The sequence below is a fragment of the Pseudonocardia sp. genome (assembly GCF_025465255.1).
Taxonomy (GTDB): Bacteria; Actinomycetota; Actinomycetes; order Mycobacteriales; family Pseudonocardiaceae; genus Pseudonocardia.
This window is the reverse complement of sequence record NZ_JAODNI010000233.1, coordinates 1-4,062: the sequence shown is the minus strand read 5'-3', so window position 1 is coordinate 4,062 and position 4,062 is coordinate 1. Positions and strand designations below refer to the sequence as shown.

Here is a 4,062-nt window from a genome sequence, read left to right as displayed (position 1 = left end):
CTCAGGCCTGGTCCCGCCGTCCAGCGGCATCCAGTCGCAGAGGCTGGCCTGGAGGCTGCCGGACAAGCCGGTTACCCGATGGCGCGGGACATCAGCGGCGGCCTGGAAGAGGGCTTCGGTTGGTGCGACTTGAATATCGTTGACGGCAGGCGGCAAAGCGCGGCGGATGCCTACCTCGCCCCGATCCTGAGCCGGCCGAGCCTGGATGTCGTCACCGACGCGCTGGTGCATCGGGTGCTGATGGACGGCGACCGGTGCAGGGGCGTGGAGTATCACGTGGGCGCCGAGACGTCCGTCGCTGAATGTACGGGGGAGGTCGTGCTCGCGGCGGGCACCGTCGGCACCCCGCAACTGCTGATGCTGTCCGGGATCGGGCCGGCGGATCATCTGGAAGACCTCGGTATCGAGGTGGTTGTGGACCTGCCCGGGGTCGGGGCGAACCTGGCCGACCATCCCATGTGCGGCGTGGTCTACCAATCCGCCCAGCCGGTGCCGCACGGGACCAACAACCACGGCGAGGTCCAAGGCCTGCTGAGCACCGGTATGGGCGGTCCCGGCCCAGATGTGCAGATCATGTTCGTGGACGTTCCGCTGCGCGCGGACGCATTACCAGGCCCGGATATCGAGCACGGCTACGCCATCATGGTCTCGCTCATGGCGCCGTTCAGTCGCGGTTCGCTCCGCTTGGCCAGCAGGACCCCCGGTGCACCCCCGGTGATCGATCCCGCGTACTACACCGACCAGCGCGACCTCGACATCGTGGTTGCAGGACTGCGCATCGCCCGCGAGATCGGCGCCGCGCCCGCATTGGCCCCGTGGCGCGATATGGAAGCACTACCCGGACCGGAGGCGCGGGGCAAGAAAGATTTGCGTAGCTACGTCAGGACCAACATCCGAAGCTACTCGCACTACGCCGGAACCTGCGCTATCGGCCTCGATGCGCGGTCCGTGGTCGACACCAGCCTCCACGTACACGGCATCAGCAACCTCAGAGTCGCCGATGCGTCGGTGATGCCCTCGCCGATCTCCGCCAACACCAACGCAACCGTCTACGCGATTGCTGAACGAGCAGCGGAACTCATCGGTTCGTAACCAGCGATGTTCTACCTTTCCGTTCAGGGTCCGGCCGCCGCAACGAAGCCGTGGAGAGCCGGCATTACCCTGTGGCGGCCCGAGGTCTTTACCAGGACTGCGCCTCGGAGGACACGGCTGAGACGATCGCTCAACTACGGCCGCAGGGACCGGCCCCGATCGTGGAGCGCACCCCGCTGATCGAGACGCCCTCGGTGCCGATCCGCTACATCGCCTGCACCCAGGACCGCGCGGTGTCTCCGGAGTGGGGAGCGCTCACCGCGGGGGAATGCTTCGGCGCGACCGTCGAGTGGTTCGACGCCTCGCACCTGGTCGCGCCCGGACGACCTTGCCGAGGTCCTGGTCAAGCCACACGGGAGCCAATAAATCCTTGCTCAGCCTCGGGCTGCGCATCGGTATTCAGTGAGGAGGCCACCGAGGACGCGAGTGCGGCAATCCGGCGGGCGTCGAGATTGCGCCGCGATCAGCTCCCAACGCGGGGCGGTGCGGTCGCTCGTCGTTCGAGCATCACATTGACAGATTTGATGTGGTGTAGCTGCCGGTGTCTTCGTGCCCGGTTCCGGAGTTGTTCCATTCCCCGTACGGCATTCCGGTGGAATGCGGCCCCCGCCGTTGATCCAGACGTAACCCGTCTCCAGTGCTCGGGCTACACGGGTGCCCCGACGGGTGCCTCTTTTCCCGAGGAAAGGATCGTGTCGTTCTCGTCGGCGTCAAGGCCATGCCCTTGCGGGTGGCCTACGGCCAGCCTTGACCTCGACTGCGATCGACGCTGGCCGAAACACGCGAAAAGACCCAAAACGACAGGGTTGACCGACCCCGCTCCTTCAGGAATGTCAGGCTCGAGTGAGCGCTAGTACGTCAACGGAGCCCGACCATCATCCATCTATCAGCCGTCAATATGATGTTGATAAATGTAAGGCACGCTGTAAGGTGGCTTAATCCGAAGCCTTCTCAGGGAGTAGGAGCCCGCGCGAGCATGTTGCGAGAAAAGTTGATCGGCGCTTGGAATCTTGTCTCCATCGTCCATTGTCCTGTCGATGGTTCTGAATCCGTGCATATCATGGGCGAGAAACCGGCTGGGATCATCCTGTACACTCCGGACGGGTATGTGTCCGCGCAATTGATGCGCGAAGATTACGCGGGAGGTTCATCTCATGACCCAGAATCGTCAGGCCTAACCTATATCGCCTACTCCGGCCCTTTCCGGGTGGACGAGGACACTCAGACAATCATGCACTCGATGTTTGTCTCCTTGAATCCGAACTGGCAGGGACAAACTCAGCCGCGCATTGCTGACCTCGACGGGACCATTCTTCGACTGAGCGGGCCCGCTGAGATCGACGGAAGAATGGGCGAAGCGGTGGTTACCTGGGAACGCACCGACGAACGCCTCGAGAGGTTCACCGAGCTCCTCGCAACTCCGATCGCGAATGCGGACAGCATGTCCGAGCTCGCCGCCTCACGCAGGCGGATCATCACGGCCGCCGACGATGCCCGGCGCCGGATCGAGCGCGACCTCCATGACGGCACCCAACAGCGACTCGTCTCGCTCAGCCTCGCGCTGCGTATCGCCCAGTCCGCGGAGCCGTCGAACTGCTCCGCCCTTCAGGCGGAGATCGGTCGGGCCGCCGACGAGCTCGACGAGATGCTCGAGGAGCTGCGCGAGCTAGCCCGCGGCATCCACCCGGCGATCCTGTCCGAGCGCGGGCTCGGCCCGGCCCTGCGCACCCTGGCCCGCCGCGCCGCGATCCCGGTGGAACTCGATATCCAGACCGAAACCCGCGCCGCGGACCGGATCGAGGTGGCGGTCTACTACGTCGTGTCCGAGGCACTGACCAACACCACCAAACACGCCCGCGCCTCCTACGTGCACGTCACCGTCGAACATCGCGACGCCCTGCTGCACCTCTCGATCCGCGACGACGGCTTCGGCGGCGCCGATCCCGCCGGAGGTTCGGGCCTGATCGGGCTGCGCGACCGGGTGCAGGCCCTGAGCGGGTCGATCGAGGTCAACAGCCCGCCCGGGGGCGGGACGGAGATCCTCGTCGAACTTCCGCTGCTCCCCGCCTGATCGCTCGACCACCACGGACGCACGGCGCGGCGCGCCGCCCAACCTGCGGGTGGTCGACTAGATGTGGTGACCCACCACGTTGTTGACCGGCTCAGCTGGCGAGGCGGGTGATGGGTGGGTGGCCGCCGATGGCGGAGTGGGCTCGTCGAGTGTTGTAGGCGTGGACCCAGCTGTCGAGCGCGGCGAGTCGGTCGGTGTTGGAGAGCCAGGGCTGGGCGTAGGCGAACTCGTCGAGCAGGGTCCGGTTGAACCGCTCGGCCTTCCCGTTGGTCCACGGGCAATGCGGGCGGGTGAACCGTCGTCGGATGCCGAGCTCGGCGCACGCTGCGGCCCAGTGTCTGCCGAGGCGGTCGACACGGGCGTTGTCGGTCAGGATCCGCTCGACGCTCACGCGTGGCGGCGAACCAGGCCGTCGCGCGGCGCAGGAAGCCGGCGCACCTGGGGTCGCGTTCATCGGGCAGGGCTTCGACGTAGGCCAGCCGGGAATGGTCGTCCACGGCGACGTGCAGGAAGTCGTAGCCCAGACCGTGGCCGTGGATCTCGCGGCCGCGGACTTCTTCGCCGCTCGTGAGAGGCTGAGCCCGGAGAGGCCGGGGCACTGTCCCGGTGCCAGCCGCTGACCGAGGTGTGGCTTCGCCATGCTGCGATCACGCCACAGGGCGAAGCCCTTGACTGCACGGCCTTGGCCTTGAGGCGAGTAGCTCCGTGGCGTCTGGCCACGGAGCCTGCGCGAAAACCCGTTGGCGGACCACGGCGACCACAGCTACTTTCACGGCGGCCGTGCGAGAGATCGAGGAGGTGGTACCCGTGAACGCAGTATCGACATGGGTGCTCCCCTCCGGGGTCACGGTCGGGCGATAGGTCGTCCGGGAGCGCCGTTCACGAGCACTCCCGAAAGG

At 66.2% G+C, this 4,062-nt stretch carries 3 protein-coding genes; 2 read left to right on the top strand and 1 reads right to left on the bottom strand.

What is annotated here, in order from left to right; translation table 11 throughout:
* Both JWP64_RS29110 and JWP64_RS29105 read left to right on the top strand, forming a co-directional pair.
* The coding region (locus JWP64_RS29110; protein WP_297503323.1) for a GMC oxidoreductase at positions 1-1,092 on the top strand (1,092 nt) is incomplete at its 5' end.
* A 976-nt stretch (positions 1,093-2,068) separates the two neighbouring features.
* Complete coding sequence (locus JWP64_RS29105; RefSeq protein ID WP_297503321.1) at positions 2,069-3,163, top strand: lipocalin-like domain-containing protein; 1,095 nt, start codon at positions 2,069-2,071, stop codon at positions 3,161-3,163.
* 91 nt (positions 3,164-3,254) lie between these two features.
* Here JWP64_RS29105 and JWP64_RS29100 read toward each other — a convergent pair whose 3' ends face one another.
* Positions 3,255-3,554 (bottom strand): integrase core domain-containing protein, encoded by a 300-nt coding sequence (locus JWP64_RS29100; protein ID WP_297503319.1) that lies wholly within the window; start codon positions 3,552-3,554, stop codon positions 3,255-3,257.
* Positions 3,555-4,062: the final 508 nt, after the last annotated feature.